We start from the raw sequence: 20,766 nt of genomic DNA, 5'->3' as shown, positions 1-20,766 counted from the left end.
TCTTGCATCACCAGCAAGCAATAGTGAAACTCGTTAAACTATCTGAATGTTGTTATAATGTTACTCTATACCGTAAAAAGACGCTGTGGATATGATATCAAGCAAGCGGTGACTGTTGACCATAGGAAGTACACCGCATGACCACCACGAATGCCCTTGCCAGTTTTAGTGACATCAGCGGCGCCTTGCGCCGGATGGAGACGCAATACAGGGCGGCGGGCGCCGCCGCGCTGCAGGACGTCGAAAAACGCGTGCAACGGGTCTCGCGCGACCGTTCGCTGCCCAGCTTGCGCGATATCGCCCAGCACACGCAAGCCACCCGCTGCGCCTACGCGGTCCACCAGGCGCTGCAAGCATCGAACCGCCGGATGGCCGAGATGCTGGTCAAGAGGGTCGCCGGCCTCGACTTCAGCAGCATTCTCGGCGCCTTGTGGGAAGGCACCAAGTTTTAGCAGCTAGCATACCAAATAGTCTGTCCTCAAATAAAAAACAGCACGCTATGCAAATTGAAATAAGTGGCGGGACGGCAAGGTGGGATCTTTTTCAAATGGATATTTTGCGAGATTTTGAGGATCCGGAGTCCGTTGAGGCAATACTAAAAACGAATGCAAAGGCAGCATTTTGCATTAGTTATCACAGCTATACTCTTGATGAATTGAAGAATGCGCTAAAGCTTATGCTTGAACGCTACGGCGGTTGGGTTGGAAATGATTCCAATGAATTCGTTCCTCGTTTTACACTTAACGATATTTCATCGCTTAGCTATTGAAGTGTGCATAAGGCGGCACGCGGAACCGCGCCAAAAAAGCTTAGATTTGAATAATTCGATTTAAGATTTAAGTGGTGCAAGAATTTGCAATGGGGTACCCTGTATCGCAACCGCAAGGTTACTCATGCGGACGTGACCTTGCCATGGTAGCGATCGACTCCGGTAGAGTCGCGCTTGGCGGATTGATGCGGCCGTTACAACCGTTGCAAGGGTGATGGGACATCAACGCCGTATGCACATCAGCGACGCGCAGAAGAAAGGACAGTATCAGCATGTCAGGATGGGTAAGTTGCAAGAAACACCACTCTCACTATCGCATTCCAACGTCACCAAAGTTTTTCGCGGCAGTCAAGAACAACGAATCGATCAGTCAAGATGACATTCGACGCATTCAAATTAACTCGCAGGACGGGAGTTATCAATATGCGGTGGACGTCGCCTTTTTTGAACAGTGCGGATTCCGTACGGACCAGTCCGTCGTGCTGCTGAACAACCGAGACAAGTCATCCAAGAAGCTTAACGACAGGGTGCTTATCGTGAGAATTTGCCGTGAAACGATAGGCGTATGTCGCTTCTGCCTTGATGAGGCACTCACAAGTTAAAAAGGAAATCTGCGCATGCAATTCATGAAAAAATATTGTGAAAAGCATGGCGAGCATCTTTTTGTATGGACATCGCCCCGCTTGGCTGAAGCAATTGCCAACAGTCGGCCGGTGCCACACGAAGAAATCCGCCATCTTCACTGGAATTACGCCGGACGCGATTCTGACCGTGTCGTCGATGCTGCTTATCTCGTCAACCTGGGCATTCCTGCAAACGATGCCGTGGTTGTACTGAAAGACAGGGACGAGCAGATGAAACAACTTAACGACCGCTTACTTATCATGAGAATCAGGAAAGAGCTGCAGCGGGTATGTCCTTTCTGCCTTGATCGCATGGTCCATCCTGCCTGATCCCGGCAACCGCCTGCCACATTCTGAGATACATCATATCGAATGCAGGATTCGAATAACGAGCAAGCTGCTTCAGGACGGATCATGAAACAAGTGTGGGTCTTCAACGGTGCCGGGGGACGGTTTCCGTCTGCCATATTCGAGCAGCGCGCCGATGCTGAAAAGTGGATAGCGAGCAATTCCTTGACCGGCGTGCTGACGCAGTACCCGGTAGGCATCCCGGTCTACGATTGGGCCATCGGGAATGATCAATTTCGGGTCAAGAATGAGAGGGAAAAGTCCGCTGCCTTCATTCAAAAATTCTCGTCGTCGGCCCAGCCACACATCCATTTCGACAATGGCAAGGCGGACAGTCAGGAATAAATCCAACAGCGGGGGCGGCGGCGGGCCATGCCGCTCGGCAAGGCGCAAACCCGGCTGAACCGGAACGCTCGCGTGCAACAACGTGACGTTAACGAGAAAGGGCCCGCAATTGCTTGCGGGCCCTCTCAAATTCTGGCTCCCCGACCTGGACTCGAACCAGGGACCTGCGGATTAACAGTCCGTCGCTCTACCAACTGAGCTATCAGGGAAAAGAGGCCATATTATATAGGCCCCGAACGAATTTTAGAAGTAAAAATTACCAAAAATGCCGACGTGGTCGCCTTTGGTCTTTTCAGTGTAGGTCCGGCCGCGGATCGCGTAGTTGGACTCGTACTCTTCTTTGACGTAACGCAGCTTCAGGCCCACGTTCGGGCTGAAGAAGTATTCGCCTTCAAGCACGGCGCCGACGGTGTTGTCGAACTCCTGGTACACGCCGGCGCCGAAGCCGTCGCCATTGAGCTTAGGGCTCGACACATAACGCACGCCGCCGCCGATGCGCATCTTGTCGCTCGGGTGGAAGTAGCCCAGCACTTCGATCGGGAAACGCTTGAAGGTCACGTCGCCGTTCTTGGCGCTGGCCTGGTCGACGTGGAAGCCGACCGTGCCCTGGAACGAGAACTGTTGATTGACGCGGTAGTCAACGCCAGCGAGGAACGCAATCATGCCGCCGGCGCGCACGTCGATCGAGCCGCCGTTCGCATATTCAGCGGTGGCCAGCTTGTCGCCACCGGCGGTCAGGCCGGCGCCAACGACGAAGCGCAACGGGTTGGCGGCAGGCGCCTGGGTTTGTGCCTGGGCCGAGCCCAGGGAAGCGATCGCCACAGCGATTACGAATGCAAGTTTTTTCATGGTGTTTTTGTAAGTAGGTTCATGGTACCGCGCGGAATGCTGCGTATTTACCAGGCAACATGATACGACCCACAATTGCAAACATGCAAGAGAGATGACTGTTCGTCGTTGTTTGTAGGTAACAAATAGTGCAAATCAGGCCAGAAAGCAAAAAAGGCCACGTTGATTCAACGTGGCCTCTCGCATTCTGGCTCCCCGACCTGGACTCGAACCAGGGACCTGCGGATTAACAGTCCGTCGCTCTACCAACTGAGCTATCAGGGAAAAGAGGCCGCATTATATCGGGCGAAAATTGACTTGTCCAGCCTCGCGTGCAACTTGTTGCCAGCCATGTGCGCCAGCAACGCCCAACGCGCCGGTAGCGCTGAGCAATCCGCGCATTGGGGAGCAGCGCGACGAATTCGAACCGCGCGAGGTGCGAAGGATCTTGGTCGGCCACGATGAAGAGATGACTTCGACACCGCGCAAGCCGGCAGCAGAATGACTCACGTAAGCTGGCATTTCCGCGGGCAGATCAATAGGGCAGCAGCGACTCCCCGCCCGATTTTCTGGACATCAAGGAACAGGAGAGCATCATGAGTGGCACCTTTCAGGTCAGCCTGCGCGCTACCGCAGCGCCGGTGGTGGTCGGTATCACCAACCCGCCATCCCAACTGTTGCTGTTCGCGGGCATCGCAACAAACAGCAAAGGTCAAATTCTGGGAAACTGCGACGAGGACACCAGCCGCATGACGCTGACCCTGCATCTGAACCGGACCGCCACGCGCATCTTGCAGCACTCCTCCACTGCGGCGCTGGCCAGCATCAACAGCGATGAGGGCGAATGGCAAGTCGCGGTCGACGCCAGCGAGGTGCGGCTCGATCCCGCCACGGGCGAACTCCTGCTCGTGGTCGAACTGGCGGCGACCGGCGAATCCATGGGCTTTCTCGACGGCGCCACATGCGTGTATATCGACCGCATTTCGTACACCGCCCACGTGCTGGTGGACATTCAGGCGCCGCTCATCGCGGGCACCGTGCGCTGGCGGGCCAGCGATTTCGCGGCCCACGGGTGGCCCGCACTGGCAGTCGTCGCCGGCTACTGGATCACGACACCCGCCAGCCCGGGATCCCTGTTCGGCACCTCCACCTGGGTTGTGGTTGCCACCGGCATCCTTGATCAGCCAATCCTGACTGACGGAACCTACAGCGCCGATTACGTGATCCAGGGCGTGCCCTTCGGCCGACCGGTACAGGTCCTGCTGACCTCGCTGCCCAATTTCTTCGCCAGCGCCCCATCGGGGGCCCCGGGGTTTTGGCGCGAACACAATATGCTCGATCCCATCATGCTCACCCCGGGACAGCCGCAACAGTTGAACGTGGACTTCATTGCCAGGACGATCTTCCCGCCACGCTAATGCACGACAGCACTTCCTGAAGTGCGCGCCCACAACGAAAAAAGCCACGCAAACGCGTGGCTTTTTTCTCAATTCTGGCTCCCCGACCTGGACTCGAACCAGGGACCTGCGGATTAACAGTCCGTCGCTCTACCAACTGAGCTATCAGGGAATAAAAGAAACATTATATGCTGTAATGATCAGACCATCAAGTTGTTGGCAGTAATCGCTGCAGCACCATGCTCTTCTTCGAATCCATCTTGCGATCAATTCGAAGAAGCAAGATCTTAAAGGACTTTGGCGATGGCGTCAATGACGCGGTCGATATTTTTCGAATTCAGGGCCGCCACGCAGATGCGTCCCGTGTCCACGGCGTAGATCGAATGTTCAAGGCGCAGGCGCTCGACCTGCTGCTTGGTCAGGCCCGAGTACGAGAACATGCCGACCTGCTCGCGCACGAATTCGAAATCGTGCGCCGGCGCTTTTTCCTTGAGCTTTTGCACGAAGGTGTTGCGCATCTCCTTGATGCGCACGCGCATGCCGGCCAGTTCGTCTTCCCACAGCTTGCGCAGTTCCGGCGTGGTCAGCGCAAGGGCGACCACCTTGCCGCCGTGGACCGGCGGGTTCGAGTAGTTGGTGCGCACCACGCGCTTGAGCTGCGAAAGCAGGCGCGCCGCTTCTTCGGCGCTGGCGCCGACCACCGACAAGGCTCCCACGCGCTCGCCGTACAGCGAGAACGACTTCGAGAACGAATTCGAAATCAGCAGCGGGCCGCCGGCGGCGGCGAACTTACCCACCACCGCGCCGTCTTCGGCGATGCCGGTCCCGAAACCCTGGTAAGCCATGTCGAGGAATGGAATCAAACCGCCCGCGCCGATGGCCGCGATCACTTCATCCCACTGGGCCGAGGTGATGTCGGCGCCGGTCGGGTTGTGGCAGCACGCGTGCAGCAGCACGATGGCGCCCTTCGGCATGGCTTTCAGGTCGGCCAGCATGCCGGCAAAATCGACGCCGCGCGTGGCCGCATCGTAGTAACGGTAGGTGTGGACCGTGAAGCCGGCGCTTTCGAACAGGGCGCGGTGGTTTTCCCAGCTTGGATCGCTGATGTACACACTTGATCCGGGCGCGAAGCGCTGCAGGAAGTCGGCGCCGATCTTGAGTGCGCCGGTGCCGCCGATGGCTTGCACGGTGACCGCACGCTTGTCTTGAATAATCGCGCTGCCGGCACCAAATACCAGCTCTTGCACAGCGGCGTCGTACGCGGCCAGGCCTTCGATCGGCAGGTAGGTGCGCGGCGCCGGTTGCTCCATCAGCAGTTCCTCGGCTTTGCGTACGCAAGCGAGCAGCGGCACTTTGCCATTGTCGTCATAATAGACGCCCACGCCGAGGTTGATTTTGGCGGGGTTGGTGTCCGCATTGAACGCCTCGGTGATGCCCAGGATCGGGTCACGCGGGGCCATGTCGATGGCGCTGAAGATGGTGGCGGAAGCTGTTGAAGTCATCGTGGTAAGATTGAGTGTCGGCTGGGTTGTATAGACAGCGACCCATATACTGATTACTGATTGGGTGTTTCCTGGGCCGCAAGCGGGACACCATTCTAACAAAGGTCTGATCGTATGGCTGAATTATCCGTTGCACACGACCCGTCGCCGACGGTCGTCACTTTCCCCGATTCCCCGTTCAAGCTGCACCAGCCGTTCGAGCCGGCCGGCGACCAGCCGACCGCGATCGCCGGACTGGTCGAAGGCATCAACGACGGGCTCTCGTTCCAGACCCTGCTCGGCGTGACCGGCTCCGGCAAAACCTACACCATGGCCAACGTGATTGCGCGCTGCGGGCGTCCGGCGATCATCTTCGCGCCGAACAAAACCCTGGCCGCGCAGCTGTATTCGGAGTTCCGCGAATTCTTTCCGCAAAACGCGGTCGAGTATTTTGTCAGTTACTACGATTACTACCAGCCGGAAGCCTACGTGCCGCAGCGCGACCTGTTCATCGAAAAGGACTCGTCGATCAACGAGCATATCGAGCAGATGCGCCTGTCGTGCACCAAGTCGCTGATGGAGCGGCGCGACGTGGTCATCGTGGCCACCGTGTCGGCCATTTACGGTATCGGCAACCCGAGCGAATACCACCAGATGATCCTGACCTTGCGCGCCAAGGACAAGCTCGCCCAGCGCGACGTCATCGCGCGCCTGATCCAGATGCAGTACACGCGCAACGAAATCGACTTCGGGCGCGGCACCTTCCGCGTGCGCGGCGACACCATCGACATCTTCCCCGCCGAGCATGCCGAACTGGCGATCCGGGTCGAAATGTTCGACGACGAAATCGAGTCCCTGCAGTTGTTCGACCCGCTGACCGGGCGCATTCGCCAGAAAATCCCGCGGTTTACCGTCTATCCGGGTTCGCATTACGTCACCCCGCGCTCGACCGTGCTGCGCGCGATCGAAACCATCAAGCTCGAACTGCGCGAGCGCCTGGAGTACTTCCGCAAGGAGAACAAGCTGATCGAAGAGCAGCGCCTCGAACAGCGCACCCGGTTCGACCTCGAGATGATGGCCGAAATCGGCTTCACCAAGGGCATCGAGAACTACTCGCGCCATCTGTCGGGCGCCATGCCGGGCGACCCGCCGCCCACCCTGGTCGACTACCTGCCGAAGGACGCGCTGATGTTCCTCGACGAGTCGCACGTGCTGGTCGGGCAGCTCAACGCCATGTTCAACGGCGACCGTTCGCGCAAGACCAACCTGGTCGACTATGGTTTTCGCTTGCCGTCGGCGCTCGACAACCGCCCGCTCAAGTTCGAAGAATTCGAGGGCAAGCTGCGCCAGACGGTGTTCGTGTCGGCCACTCCGGCCGACTACGAGAAAACGCATTCCGACAATGTGGTCGAACAGGTGGTGCGCCCGACCGGCCTGGTCGACCCGCTGGTGATCGTCAAGCCGGCGCTGTCGCAGGTCGACGACCTGATGTCCGAAATCATCGACCGCGTCAAGAAAGACGAGCGGGTGCTGGTGACCACGCTGACCAAGCGCATGTCGGAGCAGCTCACCGAGTACCTGAGCGACCATGGCATCAAGGTGCGCTACCTGCACAGCGATATCGAAACGGTGGAACGGGTGGAGATCTTGCGCGACCTGCGCCTGGGGACCTTCGACGTGCTGGTCGGGATCAACCTGCTGCGCGAGGGTCTCGACTTGCCGGAAGTGTCGCTGGTGGCGATCCTGGACGCCGACAAGGAAGGCTTTTTGCGCTCAGAGCGCAGCCTGATCCAGACCATCGGACGCGCCGCGCGTAACCTGAACGGCGTGGCGATTTTGTACGCCGACCGGATTACCGACTCGATGGAAAAAGCGATCGGCGAGACCGAGCGCCGGCGCGCCAAGCAGATCGCCTACAACATCGAGCATGGCATCACGGCGGTGGGCATCAAGAAGCAGATCAAGGAATTGATCGACGGCGTCTACAGCCCGCAGCAGGCGCGCGAGCAGCTCGAATCGGCCAAGGAAACCGCCAAGGTCGAGTCGATGAGCGAGAAACAGATCGGCAAGGAGATCAAGCGACTGGAAAAACTGATGGTCGACCACGCGAAGAATCTCGAATTCGAGAAGGCGGCGCAGGTGCGCGACCAGCTGCATGTCCTCAAGCAGCAGGCCTTCGGGGCGCCGGGGACGGACAACGTGGCGTCCATCCTGGGCAAGTAATCAGACGGGCGGCGCAGACGCGCCGCCCTTGCCGTGCCGGGTCACGCGTAGATGCTCACCCCAACATGCTGGTCGAATGCGAGTTTCTCCGCGTCGCTCATGTCGGCGCGGCTGTAGCGCAGCGAATAGCCCCCATACAGCGTGCCTTGATCATTGATCATCCAGTCCTGTACATCGCGCTCCGGCACAGCTACTTGCATATCCTTGGCATACTGCGTGAAAGCCCCTGGTAATTCAAATATCCGCCCTACAAAACCGCCGTCATCGTGCGCCACGGCCAACAGCCAGATGTAGGCCTGATAGCCGGGCTCCGACAACAGCACTTTCACCAGCGGGAAGCGCTGCGGCGCCGACGAATCGTTCAGCATGCTGCGGAACACGCCCAATGTCTCCTGCGCGGCTGCGACGCTGGCATTGAAGTCGCTATTCTCCTTGCTAACGAATAGCAGCTTCGCTCCGGCATCCAGGTCCGGCTTCCTTCCCAGGTGACGCCGTAGCATTTGCCAGTCATACCAACAGTTTTGGGGATCGATATCAGCGTAGCCGCGCGACTGCGCCATCGCACTGAAGCGATCGCGGCTCACCATGATGACGGCGGCAGCGTCCCTGATATTGAGCACCTCGGCTTCGTTCAAGGGGCTTGTCTTTTTGTTCTCTGCGCTTACCAGCAATGCGCACAGCGCGGGCATAAACAACGGAAGCAATTCGTCTTGGCTCATGGTTTTCGGTCCGGAAGATGCGTAGCGCTTACAGCGACTTGATAAATTCGCGTATACCGGCCAGGAACATCTCGACCGCCATCGCGCTCAGGATCAGTCCCATCAAGCGCTCGAAGGCGGCCATCACCTGCGGGCCGAGTTTTTCCTGCAGGCGCTCGGCCGGCAGGAACACCGCCAGCCAGACCAGCGCCACCGCCACCAGCGCGCCGACGTGGATCACGATTTCGGTGGTCGTATTCGACGAAAACAGCAACACGGTGGCCAGCGCCGACGGTCCCGCGATGGCGGGAATGGCGAGCGGCACGATGAATGGCTCGCCGCCCTTGCCGTTGTCGCCGAACATGCCGCCCGGCTGGGGGAAGACCATGCGCATGGCGATCAGGAACAAAATCACGCTGCCGCCGATGCGCAGCGAAATTTGCGACAGCTGCATGGCCGCCAGCAGGTGGCGCCCGAAGAACATGAACAGCAGCAGCACGAAGAAGGCGATCGCGCATTCGCGCACCACGATCTTCCAGCGCCGCTGTTTCGGCACCTGGGCCATGGCGCTGACGAACAGCGGAACGTTGCCAAACGGGTCGGTGACCAGGAACAGCAGGATGAAGGTTTGAATGAAATTTTGCGTCATCCCACATGATAACTTGCCGCACAGCACATGCACCAGCATGCTGTATGCGTGGCGAAAATCAGACAGTCATCCTTTCGTGCAAGCATGCCGCGATCTTGAACAAGCTTCCCATGACAATGCGGCAATGTGCGCGCTAACATCGCCCCCCGCGCGCGCCGCGCGCATCGCCTTTCGTATTGACATTTGTAACACAGCAGCCTAGTGTTGCTAAAAATCAAATACTTTAAGGAGATTCATCTTGTCGATTATTCACTATCGTGCCTGCACATCGCGGGGCCTGGCCAGCCTCGGCGCGGCATTCCTGGTCGCCTGCGGCGGCGGGGGCGCACCGGAGCGGGCAGCGACGCCGGCGCCGGCGCCGGACGCCCCGGTCCAGGCAGCGCCGGCCGCCCCGGCCGACACCGTCGTCACCGAAGCGCACAGCAGCGCCCTGCTCTCGCTGACGCCCGCCAATCCGCTGACGCCGGCCCCGCCGCTGGGGCTGCCGGCAGCGATCGGGACCACGCTGACGACTTTGCAACTGATCAACAAAGCGAGCTTCCTGCAATACAACGTCCCGCTCACCTTCGGCCAGGTGTTTGCACCGGGCGCATTTCCCGCCACAGGCGGCCTGGCCGGGGTGTATGCCGGCGCCGCCCTGCCCTTGCAGGTCAACATCAAAGCCAGGCATCCGGACGGATCGGTGCGCCACGCGATCATCACCGCGGTCCTGCCGCAGATGGCCGCCGGCCAGAACGGCACCTTGGCCCTGACTGCCGCAGCGGCGCCGGCCCAGAGCCCGCAAACCGGCCCCGGTTCCTTGCTGGCGAGCGGCTTCGACGCCACCGTCAAGCTGACCGTGGATGGCCAGCCGTACACGGCCTCGGCGGCTGAACTGTTGCAGAACACGGCGTACCAGACCTGGCTGTCCGGCCCGATGGTCAACGAGTGGCAGGTGTCGGCGCCGTTCAAGTCGGCCGCCGGCGTGAACCATCCGCACCTGAGCGCGCGCTTCGCCATCCGCTCCTACAAGAGCGGCAACGGCGTGTACGGCAAGACCCGGGTCGACGTCACGGTCGAAAACAACTGGGCCTACGAACCCGCCCCGAAAACCTTCACCTACGATGCGGAAGTGCTCATCAACCGCAAGAGCATCTACAACATCGCGGCCCTGAAGCACTATCACCACGCGCGCTGGCGCAAGGTGTTCTGGCCCGAACTGGAGCCGGCAGTCCACATCAAGCACGACACGGCCTACCTGATCGCATCGAAGGCGGTGCCGAACTACGACCAGGGCCTGACCATTTCGCCGACCGCGCTGACCACCATGAAAACCACCTGGGATGCGGCCAAGCCGGGCCCGATGGGCATGGCCATGGTCGACAAATACATGCCGGCCACGGGCGGCCGCCCGGATATCGGCTTGAACCATGCATGGGGTGCGATGTACCTGCTCAGCATGGATGAGCGCGCCAAGGAAGTCACCGTGGGCTTGAGCGACCTGAGCGGCAGCTGGCCGATGCACTACCGCGACCGCGTCACCGGCCAGCCGGTATCCATCGTCGACTACCCGTTCGTGCGCGACATCAAGATCAGCGTGGACAGCTTCAACCGGGCGCTCAACCGCTGGGAAGACTTGCCGCAGTGCACTCCCGCCATCGAGTGCAAGACGCCCTACACGCCCGAGACCTCGCACCACCCATCGTTCTCGTACCTGCCTTACCTGGTCACCGGCGACACCTATCACCTGGACGAGCTGCACTTCTGGGCCAACTGGAACCTGATCAACCAGAACCCGGGCTACCGCAAGCATGCCACCGGCCTGGTCAAGAGCCACCAGGTACGTGGACAAGCGTGGTCCTTGCGCTCGCTGACGCAGGCCGCTTACATTGCGCCGGACGATCACCCGCTGAAGGCGTACTTCAACAAGATTGTCGACAATAACCTCGACTGGTACAACACGACCTTCGTGGCCGGCAATACCAACCAGTTGGGCTTCATCGACAACAGCGGCTTTGCGGCGGTGGCCTACACCGGCCCGGGCGGCCCGAAGACCGGCATGTCGCCATGGCAGGATGATTTCTTCACGTCCAGCATCGGCCAGGCGCACGAGCTCGGCTTCACCAAGTCCAAGACCCTGCTCGACTGGAAAGCACGCTTCCCGGTCGGCCGCCTGACGGCGCCGGGCTATTGCTGGGTCGATGGTGCGGTGTATGCCCTGTCGGTGCGCGCCACCGAAGCGTCGCCCTACTTCACGACCTTCGCCCAGGCCTGGCAGGCGACTTTCCGCGCGGCGGACAACACCGACCTGGTCAACAGCACCGGCCAACGTTATGTGGACCAGCCCTGCGCCAGCCAGTTGCAGGCCAACTGGCGCACCCAGCTCGAAATCGACAAGCGATCGGGCCGCACGCCATGGCTGGCGGGTGAGATGACGGGTTATGCAAGCTCGCAAGAAGGCTTCCCGGCCAATATGCAGCCGGCGGTAGCGATGGCGGCCAGCACCGGCATCCCGAACGCGCGCGCGGCGTGGGACGTGTTCGCGAAGCGGACGATCAAGCCGGATTACGGCCAGCGGCCGCAGTTCGCGATCGTGCCGCGCTGATAGTTGGGGCCGCCAACCGGCCCCGGACAGCGACACGATGCGCCAGACGCCGGGCACGCCCCTGCGCCTGGCGCTCCATCTCCTCTTCCACGGCGCACCCGCCGGTGCCGCCTCAATGCGCGCGCAGCACCGTGAGCGCCACCTCGAACTGCTTGCCGTCCAGCGTCAGCATGACCTCATACGTCCGCCCGACATCGAAAGCCGGCGCGACATCGGTGCGCAGTCCCTCCACGGACGACGCCGCCACGACCGGCCAGATGCGCCATCCACGATCATCCTGCTCGGCAGCCGCGCTCGGAAGGATGCTGACGTGCAGGTGCGCCGTGTGCGGATTGGCGCCGGTGTACTGGCGTGCGCGGAAGCCATATGCGCGCGACCAGATGGTCTTGTTGAAAATGACGTAATTGGTCGATGGATGCAGCAGCGCCGCGCGCACCACCTCCATCGGCGCGATGCCGTCCTTGTCGACATCGAAGGCATTGACCGAGCTGCGCTCGTTGGGATTGTGGTCGCTGGGGCGCTCGCAGTGGCTCTGGTCGCCAATGGTGCCGTCGGAGCGCTTGTCCCGATCCGGCCAGCGCAGGTTGATCTCGGCCCGCAAGCGCACCAGGCAAGGCGCGACATGCCAGGGCCGGCTGCTGCAATTGCCCGCCACCCGCATCTGCCTGGCGCCGCGATCGTCGGCGGCGTCGGTGTTGATCTGCATCACGTCGAGGGCGCGTTCCTCGTCAGCGGACAGCGCCGTTCCGACCAAGCGGCCCGGGTTGTCGTCTTCGGTTTCGATGGTGTAGTCGTTGCGCCTGGCGTCCTCGCTGCCGAGTTCGGCGATCTCGGCGTCCAGCTCGCCCTCGGCAGGCGGCGTGCAGGCCATGCCGCCCGCAAGCGGGAACAATCCGCTGCCGACCAGCCAGCGGCCATACTGCGCAATGCCCGGCCTGAGCGTACCCACCGGAATCGCCAAGGCCTCCATGGGCGCATGGAGCAAGCCCGCCAGCGATACCTCGTGCCGCAAGGTATCGGTAGCGAGCAGATCGATAGCGGCGGCGGCGGCGCCGATCACCACGGTCAGCGCCGCCGGCAAGCGCCGAAAGCCGAACTGCGCCGGACTGAACGGAACCGAAAACGCGAGTGGCGCCGCGCGGCTGACGGGTTTCAAGACGACCGACCCCAGCACCTGGTCGTAGAACACGACGGCAACGCGCAAGTGAAAATGCGGATCGAACTGCTCGTCCGGGATCCGGCCAAGGTCCAGCGTTCCGGTCAGGGTGGTCATGGTCGGCTCCTGTTTGTGAAGGGGGGCATGCACTTCCACTGTAGGGATGTTCAGCCCGCATGCCTACCAGGAAGTCGCCGCCGCTTGTGTCCCATCATGCGCGCGCGCGAATGGGCGATCAATCCGGACGCTTAAAAGGACCAGACGCAAGATTTCCGGCGAGAAGTGTGGCCGCAACGAAAAACGGCGGAAGGATCATGTGATCCTCCCGCCGTTGGCAAGCGTCAGCGACAGTCTTATGCCGGCTTGTCGAACTTCTTCATCCACGCCGACAACTGGTGCGGACGCAGGCCGTCGTAATCCTCGAACGGCTGGTGAATCCACGGGTTGTGCGGCAAGTCTTCCAGGAAGTAATCCGGACGGATCGAGGACGTGCCCTTGACCCAGATCACCGCCGATTTGACCTCGGTCACGCCGGCGAAATTCTCGCTCAGGTGACGCGTGACCTTGTCGAGCGTGACGCCCGAATCGGCCAGGTCGTCCACCAGCAGGATCTTGCCGGCCAGCGGACCCTTGGTCATCGTCATGTACTTGGCGATGTCCAGGTCACCGCGCACCGTGCCCGCTTCTTCGCGGTAGGAGCTGGTCGACAAAATCGCCAGCGGCACGTCGAAAATGCGCGAGAACACGTCGCCCGGGCGCACGCCGCCGCGCGCCAGGCACAGCACCTGGTCGAACTTCCAGCCCGATTCGTAGACCTTGAGCGCCAGGCGCTCGATCAGGCGGTTGTACTCGTCCCAAGACACCCAGAGGTCGTTCTCGGTCGATGGAGGGGTGGTCATGATGATTCCTTGCTCTTATTCTGATTATTCGAACGGATGGCGCAGGACGATGGTTTCAACGCGGTCGGGACCGGTGGAAACCATATCGACCGGCACGCCGACCAGTTCTTCGATGCGCTTGATGTAGGCGCGCGCGGTGGCCGGCAGCTCGGCCAGCGATTTCGCGCCGACGGTGCTTTCTTTCCAGCCCGGCATGGTTTCGTACACAGGCACGCAGCGCGCCGCGTCTTCCGCGCCGACCGGGAAGATGTCGACATCGCGGCCGTCGATCTTGTAGCCGGTGCACAGTTGCAGCGTTTCCAGGCCGTCCAGCACGTCGAGCTTGGTCAGGCACATGCCCGAGACGCCATTGATCTGGACCGAGCGGCGCAGCAGTGCGGCATCGAACCAGCCGCAGCGGCGCGCACGGCCGGTGACGGTGCCGAATTCATGGCCGACCGACGACAGGTGATGGCCAACGCCGGCATCGGTCGGCAGTTCCGACGGGAACGGGCCGGAGCCGACGCGCGTCGTGTACGCCTTGGTGATGCCCAGGATGTAGTGCAGCATGTTCGGGCCGACGCCGGCGCCGGCGGCGGCGTTGCCGGCCACGCAGTTCGACGAGGTCACGTACGGATAGGTGCCGTGATCGACGTCGAGCAGCGAGCCTTGCGCGCCTTCGAACAGCAGGTTGCCGCCGGCCTTGTGCGCCGCGTACAGCTGCGAGGACACATCGCCCACCATCGGTTTGAGGCGCGGCACCAGGGCCATCGCGTCGTCGAAGGTTTTCTGGAAGTCGACCGCGTCGGCTTTCAGGTAGTTGGTCAGCACGAAGTTATGGTAGTCGAGGTTTTCGCGCAGTTTTTCGGCGAAGCGCTCTTCGTTGAGCATGTCGGCGATACGGATCGCGCGGCGTGCCACTTTGTCTTCGTAGGCCGGGCCGATGCCCTTGCCGGTGGTGCCGATCTTGTTGACGCCGCGCGCCACTTCACGGGCCACGTCGATGGCGACGTGGTACGGCAGGATCGCCGGGCAAGCCTCGGAGATCTTCAGGCGCGACACCACTTCCACGCCGATGGCCTGGAGCTTGTCGATTTCGCGCATCACGTCGGGAACCGACACGACCACGCCATTGCCGATGTAGCAGGCCACGCCTTCGCGCATGATGCCCGAGGGGATCAGCTGCAAGGCGGTCTTCTGACCTTTGATGACCAGGGTATGGCCGGCATTATGGCCACCCTGGAAGCGAACCACGCCCTGCGCGTTATCGGTCAGCCAATCGACGATCTTGCCCTTGCCTTCATCGCCCCACTGGGTGCCGATGACAACGACGTTCTTTGCCACGTTTTTCTTTGACATCACACTTAGCCTAAGTTTTTGAGAATCCAGTTACTGTTTTCGAGGACGAGTACGCGATCGCACTCGAACTCGTCCTGCTCATTGTCGTGACCCGGCAAACTCTGGATCACAACCTCGCCTGCTTTGCGCAGTTGAGCGATTTTTTCACGCAGCTCGGGGGCATTGCCCCATGGAGCACGAATCGCGTGTTTGCGCTCGGCGGTCGGCAAGAGCCGCGCCAGTTCGCGCAAGTCGAGCGAAAAGCCGGTCGCGGGCCTGGCCCGGCCGAATGCTTCGCCCACATGGTCGTAACGCCCGCCCCGCACCACCGCATTCGGCAGGCCGGGCACGTACAGCGCGAACATCGCGCCGCTTTCGTATTGGTAGCCGCGCAGGTCGGCCAGGTCGATCGCCACGTCGGCGCGGCCCAGGGCCGATCCGGCCAGCGCCGCCAGTTCGGCCAGCGCGCGCGTGATGCCCGGCAGCGCCGGCAGCACTTCGCGCGCCCTGGCCAGCACGTCGATATCGCCGTACAGGCCGGGCAAGGCTTTCAGGGCGGTGCGCGTGGCCGGCGCGTAGGCCGCGCTGATCGCCTCTAACCCCGGGCTGTCCTTGGCGCGCAGCAGCGTGTACAGGGCCGCTTCATCTTTCCTGGCGACGGCGTCGTCGGCCAGCAGCGCGCGCAGCAGGCCCGCGTGCGACAGGTCCAGGCGCACCTGATCAAAGCCGAAGCCGGCCAGGGCCAGCGAGGCGAGCGCCAGTTCCTGCACTTCGGCGTCCGCTTCGAGGCCGGCGTGGCCATAGATTTCGGCGCCGATCTGCAAGGGTTCGCGGGTGGCGTGCAAGCCGCTCGGGCGGGTGTGCAGCACGCTGCCGGCGTAGCACAGGCGGGTCACCGAGTCGCGGTTGAGCAGGTGGGCATCGATGCGCGCGACCTGGGTGGTCATGTCGGCGCGCAGGCCGAGCATGCGGCCCGACATCGGGTCGACCAGCTTGAAGCTGCGCAGTTCGGTGTCCTGGCCGGCGCCGGCCAGCAGCGACTCGACATATTCGAGCAAGGGCGGCATGACCAGCTCGTAACCGTAGGAACGGAAGTTATCGAGCATCAGGCGGCGCAGCTCTTCGGTCTTGCGCGCTTCGGACGGCAGGACGTCGGCGATATTTTCAGGCAGGAGCCAGTTCGGCATGGGCAACGGGAGATAGTTAAAAATCGGACAATATGGCGCGCACGGTCGTGCTAAATGTAGCGCCGAATCAGCGATTTTACAGGAAAATGGTTTAAGAGCGCCAACAAATGTGCAGCAGGCAGTTGTGAGCTTGTTACGGGTGCTGCGTGCGTTTGCTGAAAAACCGTCAAACCATCGTTCCGCCACGAACTCGTCGTTCCCGCGCAGGCGGGAACCCAAGTCGCTCGACACGCCTGCCGCCGCAGCATGTACTTGGGTTCCCGCCTTCGCGGGAACGACGGTGCTGGCGTGAACGAGCGTCCAATGCAAATGGGCGGGCCTGCAATGCAGGCCCGCCCATCGTGTCATCCAACCGTCCGCTTACTTCTTCGGCGCGGCGGCAGGCGCCGACGCCCCGCCCGGAGCACGGAAATACTTGAAGAACTCCGAGTTCGAATCGAGCACCAGCACGTCGCCGTGGGTCTTGAAGCTCGCGCGGTAGGCTTCCAGCGAGCGGTAGAACTTGTAGAACTCCGGGCTCTTGCCAAACGCTTCGGCGTAGATCGCCGAGGCGGCGGCATCGCCCTCGCCCTTGATCTGCTCGGCCTCGCGGTAGGCGGCGGCCAGCGTTTCGGTGCGTTTGCGGTCGGCGGCGGCGCGCAGCTTTTCCGACTCGGCCGAACCGGTCGAACGCAGCTCGTTGGCCACCTTCAGGCGCTCGGCGCGCATGCGGTCGTACACCGAGGCGTTGATCTTCTCGTCGTAATCGACGCGCTTGAGGCGCACGTCGACGATCTGCACGCCGATCTGCTTGGCCTCGGCCACCACCTTGAGCTGGATCGCCGCCATCACCTTGCCGCGCTCGCCCGAGATCACTTCGCGCACCGTGCGCTTGGTGATTTCTTCGTTCAGCGCCGCCTTGACGATCTGGCCCATGCGGCCACGGGCGCTGGCCTCGTTGCCGTTAAAGCTGATGTAGTACAGGCGCGGATCGATGATGCGCCATTTGACGAAGGCGTCGACCATGACGTTCTTCTTTTCGGACGTCATGAAACGGTCGGCGTCGGGCGTATCGAGCGTGAGGATGCGCTTGTCGAGCTCGATCTTGTTCTGGAACGGCGGCGGCAGCTTGAAATGCAAGCCTGGCTCGCTGATCACTTCCTTCATCTCGCCGAACGCGAACACCACCGCGAACTTGCGCTGGTCGACCACGAACACGGTCGAGGACAGGAGCATCAGCGCGATGAAGCCCGCAACAAATAGGGTAACTAAGCGGTTCATTAACGGGTCTCCCGATCACGTGAGGATTCGCGGCTGCGGTTATCGCGCTGGCGCACTTGTTCGAGCGGCTGCAGCACGTCGGCCGGCAGCGCCTGCGACGGCGCGACCTGCGCCGGCGTCATCGGGACCACGGGGCCGGATTTGGCGCCGATGGCGGCGTCGTTGGCGGCGGTCTGCGCGATCAGTTTGTCGAGCGGCAGGTACAGCAAATTGCTGCCGGACTTGACGTCGACCATGACCTTGCTGGCGCTGCTGAAAATCTGCTGCATGGTGTCGAGGTACATGCGGTCGCGCGTGACGCCGGGCGCCTTCTGGTACTCGGTCATCACTTGCGTGAAGCGGGCCGCGTTACCGGTGGCGTTTTCGGTCACCATCGAGCGGTAGGCCCGGGCTTCTTCCAGCAGGCGCACGGCGTTACCGGCCGCGCGCGGCACCACGTCGTTGGCGTAGGCTTCGCCCTCGCTCTTGGCGCGTTCGTTGTCCTGACCGGCCTTGTTGGCGTCATCAAAAGCGCCCTGCACCTGCTCGGGCGGTTGCACGCCCTGCATGGTCACATTGCTGATCTGCGCGCCCAGGGCGTAGCGGTCGAGGATCTGCTGCATCAGCAACTGCGTGTCGAGCGCGACTTTTTCGCGGCCGACGTAGAGAACGTAGTCCATCTTGCTCTTGCCGACCACTTCGCGGATGGCGGTTTCAGCCACCTGGCGCACGGTTTCATCCGTCTCCAGGTTGTTGAACAGCCAGGCTTTCGGGTCCTTGAGCGTGTACTGCACCGCGAACTGGATGTCGATGATGTTTTCATCGTCGGTCAGCATCAGCGACTCTTTCAGGTTCTTCGAGCGCACATTGCCGCTGTAGCCGATTTCCATGGTCCGCACTTCGTTGACGTTGACCTTTTCGTGGGTCTGGAACGGATACGGCATGCGCCAGTTCAGGCCCGAACCGGTGCTGTGGCTGTATTTGCCGAAGGTCGAGACGATCCCGGCCTGGCCTTCGCGCACGCTGAACACGCCGCTGGCGAGCCAGATGAAGCCGACCACCGCCACCGCCGCGCCGACCGTGACGCCGGCGCCCTTCATGTCGGGACGGTACGGACCGCCGCCGCCGGCGTCGCCGCCTGGTCCCTTGTTGCCGAACAGGCGATTGAGGCGCTGGTTGAAGTCGCGCCACATCTGGTCGAGATCGGGCGGGCCGTCACCGGGACGTTTGCTGTCCTGCAGCAGGACAGTAGGCGGCGGCCGGATGCCGACGCGTTTGAGTAATGAAGCAAGCATGCTATCGAGGTCCGACGTTGGTGGAGGTTGGAATTTCGGCCGGTTGCGCGTCTTGCTCGTGCGCGTCGTCTGCGTCGTCGGCATCGGCCTCGTGCGCATCGTCTGCGTACTCGGCCTCGGCGTCGTCAACCGGTTCGGCATCGTCCTGCTCTTCAAAAAGGTGGCTGCGCGCCGGCGCGGCCCTGGCTGCTTCGACCACGGCTTCGCGCAGCATGTCGATCCCGGCGCCGGTGTGGGCGCTGATGAACACGCGCGCAATATTGCCCGCTTCATCGCGCTCGATCGCCGGTTCCAGACCGGCGGCGTCGATCTTGTTCCACACCAGAATCTGCGGAATGTGATCGGCGCCGATTTCCTTGAGCACCAGGTTGACCTGTTCGATCTGTTCCATGCGCACCGGGCTGGCGCCATCGACGACGTGCAGCAGCAGGTCGGCGTGGATGGTTTCTTCCAGGGTGGCGCGGAACGCCGCCACCAGCTGGTGGGGCAGCTCGCGCACGAAGCCGACCGTGTCGGACATGACCACGTTGCCGGCCTCTTCGCCCAGGTAGACGCGGCGCGAGGTCGTATCCAAGGTGGCGAACAGCTGGTTGGCGACATACACGCCAGCCTTGGTCAGGGCATTGAACAGGGTCGACTTGCCGGCATTGGTGTAGCCGACCAGCGACACCGAAAAGGTATGGCTGCGGCCGCGCGAACGGCGCTGGGTTTCATGCTGCTTGCGCAGCTTGGCCAGGCGCGCGCGCAGGGCCTTGACGCGCTCGCCGATCAGGCGGCGGTCAGTCTCGAGCTGGGTTTCACCCGGACCGCGCAGGCCGATACCGCCCTTTTGCCGTTCGAGGTGAGTCCAGCCGCGGATCAGGCGCGTGGCCAGATGCTGCAACTGCGCCAGTTCGACCTGCAACTTGCCCTCGTGGCTCTTGGCGCGCTGCGCGAAGATATCGAGGATCAGGCTGGTACGGTCGAGCACGCGGATATTCAGGCGCTTTTCCAGGTTGCGCTGCTGGGCCGGAGACAAGGCGTGATTGAAAATCACGATCTCGATGTTCTGGTCCACGCAGGCCAGGCCGATTTCGTCGGCCTTGCCGCTGCCGACAAAGTAGGCAGCGTCAGGACTGGAACGCTTGGCGGTGATGGTGGTGATCGGCTCGGCGCCTGCCGAGCGGGCGAGCAAGGCCAGCTCTTCAACACTCGCGTTGAAGTCGCCGGCCCCGAAATCGATGCCGACTAGTGCTGCGCGCATAGGCCTCCCTGCGGGGCCAGGCGACCCGGGGTGGCGACGCCCATGGCCTTACTCAGCTTCGGAATCAAGGTTGAGATTTACCGCGCGTGCCGGCACAACGGTGGAGATTGCATGCTTGTAGACCATCTGGGTCACCGTGTTACGCAGCAGGACGACGTATTGGTCGAAGGACTCGATATGGCCCTGCAGTTTGATCCCGTTGACCAGGTAGATCGAGACGGGAACATGCTCTTTGCGCAAGGCATTGAGGAATGGGTCTTGTAACAGTTGCCCTTTGTTGCTCATAACAGCTCCGTGATGTTGTTGTAGTAAAGAATTGGAGGCGACTCGCTGGTTTTTCAAGTGCCGGGACCATCATTGTTGTGAGGCGAATGATGTCCCTGAGTTACTGTAACCTGTTTTGCAATTGTCTGTCGGACGGCGGGCGCGCAAACCTACTGCGCGGCGCAACTTTCGCCCGGCGATGCTCACCGTACTTGCGTACG

Annotated in this window: 19 protein-coding genes and 3 tRNA genes; 7 read left to right on the top strand and 15 right to left on the bottom strand. The window is 61.7% G+C overall.

Translation table 11 applies throughout. The features are described from left to right. Positions 1 to 137: 137 nt before the first annotated feature. The 4 genes from F2P46_RS21895 (at position 138) to F2P46_RS21880 (ending at position 2,085) form a co-directional block, all read left to right on the top strand. Positions 138 to 452 (top strand): hypothetical protein, encoded by a 315-nt coding sequence (locus F2P46_RS21895; protein ID WP_166894096.1) that lies wholly within the window; start codon positions 138 to 140, stop codon positions 450 to 452. A gap of 47 nt (positions 453 to 499) precedes the next feature. Continuing rightward, entirely contained in the window at positions 500 to 769 is a 270-nt protein-coding gene (locus tag F2P46_RS21890; RefSeq protein WP_166894094.1) for a hypothetical protein, read from the top strand. Between the two features lie 617 nt (positions 770 to 1,386). Then, the gene (locus F2P46_RS21885) at positions 1,387 to 1,722 is read left to right on the top strand and encodes a hypothetical protein (RefSeq protein ID WP_166894092.1); all 336 of its coding nucleotides are present in this window, start codon (positions 1,387 to 1,389) and stop codon (positions 1,720 to 1,722) included. Positions 1,723 to 1,806: 84 nt separating this feature from the next. Next, positions 1,807 to 2,085 (top strand): hypothetical protein, encoded by a 279-nt coding sequence (locus F2P46_RS21880; RefSeq protein ID WP_166894090.1) that lies wholly within the window; start codon positions 1,807 to 1,809, stop codon positions 2,083 to 2,085. Positions 2,086 to 2,218: 133 nt separating this feature from the next. Here F2P46_RS21880 and F2P46_RS21875 read toward each other — a convergent pair. From F2P46_RS21875 to F2P46_RS21865, 3 genes are all read right to left on the bottom strand, one after another. After that, a tRNA-Asn gene (locus tag F2P46_RS21875) sits at positions 2,219 to 2,294 on the bottom strand. A 34-nt stretch (positions 2,295 to 2,328) separates the two neighbouring features. Further along, complete coding sequence (locus F2P46_RS21870; protein ID WP_166894088.1) at positions 2,329 to 2,934, bottom strand: outer membrane beta-barrel protein; 606 nt, start codon at positions 2,932 to 2,934, stop codon at positions 2,329 to 2,331. 188 nt (positions 2,935 to 3,122) lie between these two features. Next, positions 3,123 to 3,198 (bottom strand) — tRNA-Asn (locus tag F2P46_RS21865). Positions 3,199 to 3,509: 311 nt separating this feature from the next. Between F2P46_RS21865 and F2P46_RS21860 the strand changes: the two genes are divergently transcribed. After that, positions 3,510 to 4,331: a hypothetical protein gene (locus F2P46_RS21860; protein ID WP_166894086.1), complete on the top strand. Its 822-nt coding sequence runs from the start codon at positions 3,510 to 3,512 to the stop codon at positions 4,329 to 4,331. A 75-nt stretch (positions 4,332 to 4,406) separates the two neighbouring features. Here the strand turns inward: F2P46_RS21860 and F2P46_RS21855 are convergent. Then, a tRNA-Asn gene (locus F2P46_RS21855) sits at positions 4,407 to 4,482 on the bottom strand. 115 nt (positions 4,483 to 4,597) lie between these two features. Beyond that, positions 4,598 to 5,812, bottom strand: coding sequence for an amino acid aminotransferase (locus F2P46_RS21850; protein ID WP_166894084.1), 1,215 nt, complete (start codon positions 5,810 to 5,812; stop codon positions 4,598 to 4,600). Between the two features lie 114 nt (positions 5,813 to 5,926). Between F2P46_RS21850 and uvrB the strand changes: the two genes are divergently transcribed. Next, the gene (gene uvrB / locus F2P46_RS21845) at positions 5,927 to 8,014 is read left to right on the top strand and encodes an excinuclease ABC subunit UvrB (protein ID WP_166894082.1); all 2,088 of its coding nucleotides are present in this window, start codon (positions 5,927 to 5,929) and stop codon (positions 8,012 to 8,014) included. Positions 8,015 to 8,055: 41 nt separating this feature from the next. Here the strand turns inward: uvrB and F2P46_RS21840 are convergent, their stop codons facing one another. Both F2P46_RS21840 and F2P46_RS21835 read right to left on the bottom strand, forming a co-directional pair. Next, the gene (locus F2P46_RS21840; protein ID WP_166894080.1) at positions 8,056 to 8,733 is read right to left on the bottom strand and encodes a DUF2314 domain-containing protein; all 678 of its coding nucleotides are present in this window, start codon (positions 8,731 to 8,733) and stop codon (positions 8,056 to 8,058) included. A 28-nt stretch (positions 8,734 to 8,761) separates the two neighbouring features. Next, a complete protein-coding gene (locus tag F2P46_RS21835; protein WP_166894078.1) occupies positions 8,762 to 9,361 on the bottom strand; it encodes a MarC family protein in 600 nt (199 codons plus the stop codon). 238 nt (positions 9,362 to 9,599) lie between these two features. Here F2P46_RS21835 and F2P46_RS21830 point away from each other — a divergent pair, with 238 nt between their 5' ends. After that, complete coding sequence (locus F2P46_RS21830) at positions 9,600 to 11,945, top strand: hypothetical protein (protein WP_229509393.1); 2,346 nt, start codon at positions 9,600 to 9,602, stop codon at positions 11,943 to 11,945. A 112-nt stretch (positions 11,946 to 12,057) separates the two neighbouring features. Here F2P46_RS21830 and F2P46_RS21825 read toward each other — a convergent pair whose 3' ends face one another. From F2P46_RS21825 to hfq, 8 genes are all read right to left on the bottom strand, one after another. Further along, positions 12,058 to 13,218: a hypothetical protein gene (locus F2P46_RS21825; RefSeq protein ID WP_166894076.1), complete on the bottom strand. Its 1,161-nt coding sequence runs from the start codon at positions 13,216 to 13,218 to the stop codon at positions 12,058 to 12,060. 236 nt (positions 13,219 to 13,454) lie between these two features. Next, positions 13,455 to 14,000, bottom strand: coding sequence for a phosphoribosyltransferase (locus F2P46_RS21820; RefSeq protein ID WP_166881114.1), 546 nt, complete (start codon positions 13,998 to 14,000; stop codon positions 13,455 to 13,457). Between the two features lie 24 nt (positions 14,001 to 14,024). Beyond that, positions 14,025 to 15,338 (bottom strand): adenylosuccinate synthase, encoded by a 1,314-nt coding sequence (locus F2P46_RS21815; protein WP_166894074.1) that lies wholly within the window; start codon positions 15,336 to 15,338, stop codon positions 14,025 to 14,027. A 5-nt stretch (positions 15,339 to 15,343) separates the two neighbouring features. Next, positions 15,344 to 16,504 (bottom strand): ATP phosphoribosyltransferase regulatory subunit, encoded by a 1,161-nt coding sequence (locus tag F2P46_RS21810; RefSeq protein WP_166894072.1) that lies wholly within the window; start codon positions 16,502 to 16,504, stop codon positions 15,344 to 15,346. A 360-nt stretch (positions 16,505 to 16,864) separates the two neighbouring features. After that, complete coding sequence (gene hflC / locus F2P46_RS21805) at positions 16,865 to 17,764, bottom strand: protease modulator HflC (RefSeq protein WP_166894070.1); 900 nt, start codon at positions 17,762 to 17,764, stop codon at positions 16,865 to 16,867. Further along, a complete protein-coding gene (hflK, locus tag F2P46_RS21800; RefSeq protein ID WP_166894068.1) occupies positions 17,764 to 19,038 on the bottom strand; it encodes an FtsH protease activity modulator HflK in 1,275 nt (424 codons plus the stop codon). Before hflK ends, hflC begins: the two co-directional genes overlap by 1 nt. A 1-nt stretch (position 19,039) precedes the next feature. Further along, complete coding sequence (hflX, locus tag F2P46_RS21795; RefSeq protein WP_166894066.1) at positions 19,040 to 20,281, bottom strand: GTPase HflX; 1,242 nt, start codon at positions 20,279 to 20,281, stop codon at positions 19,040 to 19,042. Positions 20,282 to 20,329: 48 nt separating this feature from the next. Then, positions 20,330 to 20,566 (bottom strand): RNA chaperone Hfq, encoded by a 237-nt coding sequence (gene hfq, locus F2P46_RS21790; protein WP_026354376.1) that lies wholly within the window; start codon positions 20,564 to 20,566, stop codon positions 20,330 to 20,332. Positions 20,567 to 20,766 lie beyond the last annotated feature (200 nt).

The organism is Massilia sp. CCM 8734 (assembly GCF_011682155.1).
Classification (GTDB): Bacteria; Pseudomonadota; Gammaproteobacteria; order Burkholderiales; family Burkholderiaceae_D; genus Telluria_A; species Telluria_A rubra.
The sequence above is the reverse complement of the archived record's forward strand: the minus strand, read 5'-3'. Positions and strand labels throughout refer to the sequence as shown.

Excerpts from the sequence above, each read along its gene's own strand:
- F2P46_RS21895 (WP_166894096.1), top strand. The coding sequence starts at position 138 with ATGACCACCACGAATGCCCTTGCCAGTTTTAGTGACATCAGCGGCGCC.
- F2P46_RS21890 (WP_166894094.1), top strand. The coding sequence starts at position 500 with ATGCAAATTGAAATAAGTGGCGGGACGGCAAGGTGGGATCTTTTTCAA.
- hfq (WP_026354376.1), bottom strand. The coding sequence starts at position 20,566 with ATGAGCAACAAAGGGCAACTGTTACAAGACCCATTCCTCAATGCCTTG.
- F2P46_RS21840 (WP_166894080.1), bottom strand. The coding sequence starts at position 8,733 with ATGAGCCAAGACGAATTGCTTCCGTTGTTTATGCCCGCGCTGTGCGCA.
- F2P46_RS21820 (WP_166881114.1), bottom strand. The coding sequence starts at position 14,000 with ATGACCACCCCTCCATCGACCGAGAACGACCTCTGGGTGTCTTGGGAC.
- F2P46_RS21825 (WP_166894076.1), bottom strand. The coding sequence starts at position 13,218 with ATGACCACCCTGACCGGAACGCTGGACCTTGGCCGGATCCCGGACGAG.
- F2P46_RS21870 (WP_166894088.1), bottom strand. The coding sequence starts at position 2,934 with ATGAAAAAACTTGCATTCGTAATCGCTGTGGCGATCGCTTCCCTGGGC.
- hflK (WP_166894068.1), bottom strand. The coding sequence starts at position 19,038 with ATGCTTGCTTCATTACTCAAACGCGTCGGCATCCGGCCGCCGCCTACT.
- hflC (WP_166894070.1), bottom strand. The coding sequence starts at position 17,764 with ATGAACCGCTTAGTTACCCTATTTGTTGCGGGCTTCATCGCGCTGATG.
- F2P46_RS21850 (WP_166894084.1), bottom strand. The coding sequence starts at position 5,812 with ATGACTTCAACAGCTTCCGCCACCATCTTCAGCGCCATCGACATGGCC.
- F2P46_RS21810 (WP_166894072.1), bottom strand. The coding sequence starts at position 16,504 with ATGCCGAACTGGCTCCTGCCTGAAAATATCGCCGACGTCCTGCCGTCC.
- uvrB (WP_166894082.1), top strand. The coding sequence starts at position 5,927 with ATGGCTGAATTATCCGTTGCACACGACCCGTCGCCGACGGTCGTCACT.
- F2P46_RS21885 (WP_166894092.1), top strand. The coding sequence starts at position 1,387 with ATGCAATTCATGAAAAAATATTGTGAAAAGCATGGCGAGCATCTTTTT.
- F2P46_RS21815 (WP_166894074.1), bottom strand. The coding sequence starts at position 15,338 with ATGTCAAAGAAAAACGTGGCAAAGAACGTCGTTGTCATCGGCACCCAG.
- F2P46_RS21860 (WP_166894086.1), top strand. The coding sequence starts at position 3,510 with ATGAGTGGCACCTTTCAGGTCAGCCTGCGCGCTACCGCAGCGCCGGTG.
- F2P46_RS21835 (WP_166894078.1), bottom strand. The coding sequence starts at position 9,361 with ATGACGCAAAATTTCATTCAAACCTTCATCCTGCTGTTCCTGGTCACC.
- hflX (WP_166894066.1), bottom strand. The coding sequence starts at position 20,281 with ATGCGCGCAGCACTAGTCGGCATCGATTTCGGGGCCGGCGACTTCAAC.
- F2P46_RS21880 (WP_166894090.1), top strand. The coding sequence starts at position 1,807 with ATGAAACAAGTGTGGGTCTTCAACGGTGCCGGGGGACGGTTTCCGTCT.